Source organism: Acinetobacter sp. YH01019 (assembly GCF_013420285.1).
Lineage (GTDB): Bacteria > Pseudomonadota > Gammaproteobacteria > Pseudomonadales > Moraxellaceae > Acinetobacter > Acinetobacter gandensis.
The window spans coordinates 1-2,448 of the sequence record NZ_VOYM01000158.1; the positions used below are offsets into that span (position 1 = coordinate 1).

Consider the following 2,448-nt stretch of genomic DNA (forward strand, 5'->3'; position numbering starts at 1 on the left):
TCATGAGAAAGCCCATATAAATGGGTAATGTACAAGTTGCTGTAGAAGCATGTTTAATTCGTCTGATCACAGATACTTTATAAAGTATTTTAATACTTTTTTGAATCCGTCAATGCGTAAGTCCTAGGATAATAAAAATTTCCCTCTACCCTTACCTGATGCAGAGATTACCGCATGGTTTGAAGATCATATTTTAAAATTTACGTCCTATCATCCATCTCAAGATCTTGTGGCTAATCCCAATAAATGTCGTTTTTGTATTTATAACAATTTATGTGACAAAACAGAATAAGGACCAAATATGCTGAATTTATCTGATATAGAACAGCGTAATATCATTTTATTGCATAGTTTTGATGGCGAATATAAACTCAAAGTGTCTTTAGGCAATATTCAAATTGAAAACCAAGAAGGCGAAGTTCTAACTAAACTTAGCCGACAAACGACCTTAGCACTTTTTATTATTGGGCATTATACGCTCAGCAGCCCATTGATTGATCACTGCCAAAAGAATGCTATTGCTTTAACCGTCTTTAATACGCATTTACGCCCGATTTTCTTTCTATCTCAAGGAGCAGAGGCCAATTTTCTATTAAGGCAAAAGCAGTATCAGATATCAACAGATTTAGCTTTTGAGTTTGCTCAAAAAATTGTTGCCAATAAAATCCTTAACCATGTACATCTACTGAAATTAAAAAGAAAAAAATCTGATAAATTGAAAGATGCATTCGTACAACTACAAAATTATCACGATGCGATCATAGATACACAAGGTTTAGATCAACTCATGGGGATTGAGGGTAATTGTGCCAAATTATATTTTAAGCATCATTTTGAAGCCATTGATTGGAAAGGTCGAAAACCGAGATTAAAAATAGATCCCATTAATGTGGTTCTAGATATGGGTTATACCCTGTTATTTAACTACATCGAAACCAATGCAAAACTCTTTGGATTTGATCCCTATGCAGGGGTATTACATCAACTTTGGTTTAAACGAAAATCTTTAGTTTGTGATTTGGTCGAGCCATTTCGCTGTATTGTGGATCAACAAGTTCTAAAAAGTTTTCAACTTAAACAATTTCAGCATGATCATTTTACTGTGATCAAGCAAAGGTACGTATTACAAAATCAACATATTAAAAAATATAATGAAATTTTAATGACCAGCATTTTAGTGCATAAATCTGAAATATTTGTTTTTATTCAACAGTATTACCGTTGTTTTATGAAGCAACAGCCTGAACGTTATGAAAACTTCGAGTTCATTCAGGAGGAATAAATCCATGATTATTGTCAGTTATGATATTAGCGATAATAAGTTACGCACCCAATTTTCACACTTTCTAATGGAATATGGTGATCGATTACAGTACTCCGTCTATGAAATCAAAAACTCAAATCGCGTATTAAATATTATTACTGCAGAGATCGAAAATAGATTTGAAAAACGCTTTAGCAATGCTGATAGTGTGTTAATATTTAGATTCCATGAACGAGAATTAATTCGTTATGGTCATGCAACACACAGAACAATGCGTTTAGTGTCGTTGTAGCTGCAAACCTCCGTCTTCATGCCAAAAATGATGCACTTTAAGGAGATATTTGATGTTTTTTCTGTATTTTTTTAGAGAATATCAATATTTTAGCTTTATTTTAATGCAAAAACGGGGCTAACAGCCTTTTAAATTTCTACTGTGTGTAGATAAATCAATTTTTATTCTTTCTACTAATGGCTAACAGCCTTTTAAATTTCTACTGTGTGTAGATAAATCGTTTGCAACAAAGCACCATTGGCTAACAGCCTTTTAAATTTCTACTGTGTGTAGATACCCTGGCGATACGACCGGACCAGTGGCTAACAGCCTTTTAAATTTCTACTGTGTGTAGATCTGACCACTCGGCTAAATGAACTTAACGGCTAACAGCCTTTTAAATTTCTACTGTGTGTAGATTTCAGAAAATGGGGGTTTTAGGCCTTAAAGGCTAACAGCCTTTTAAATTTCTACTGTGTGTAGATAGGTGACAACCTGTTTTGTAGCATCAAAGGCTAACAGCCTTTTAAATTTCTACTGTGTGTAGATGCTCAAGCCTAAGCGTTTACGTTCAATGGCTAACAGCCTTTTAAATTTCTACTGTGTGTAGATATTAAACAGTGCGTTGTTCCATCACCGTGGCTAACAGCCTTTTAAATTTCTACTGTGTGTAGATCTTGGTCGTGTTCGTAGTGAAGTGTGGGCGGCTAACAGCCTTTTAAATTTCTACTGTGTGTAGATTTATTACGGCGTTAGTTCATCGAATTGGGCTAACAGCCTTTTAAATTTCGGTGGTGTATCAAAAAGTATGCTAAAAAAAAGCAGGTTGAATTTTGATAAAATAGAGAAATGCAAATAACTCTAGAAATCAAATGTCCAACCTGCCTCAGTGACAGTATAAAGAAAAATGGCA

At 34.2% G+C, this 2,448-nt stretch carries 2 protein-coding genes and 1 CRISPR repeat array; both genes read left to right on the top strand.

The features are described 5' to 3' along the window. Positions 1-301 precede the first annotated feature (301 nt). Positions 302-1,282: a type V CRISPR-associated endonuclease Cas1 gene (gene cas1 / locus FTT84_RS17515; protein ID WP_180076054.1), complete on the top strand. Its 981-nt coding sequence runs from the start codon at positions 302-304 to the stop codon at positions 1,280-1,282. 4 nt (positions 1,283-1,286) lie between these two features. Continuing rightward, on the top strand, positions 1,287-1,556 hold the full coding sequence (gene cas2, locus FTT84_RS18315; protein WP_180076053.1) for a CRISPR-associated endonuclease Cas2: 270 nt from the start codon (positions 1,287-1,289) through the stop codon (positions 1,554-1,556). Between the two features lie 115 nt (positions 1,557-1,671). Continuing rightward, a CRISPR array of direct repeats spans positions 1,672-2,339; the repeat unit is 36 nt; unit sequence GGCTAACAGCCTTTTAAATTTCTACTGTGTGTAGAT. Positions 2,340-2,448: the final 109 nt, after the last annotated feature.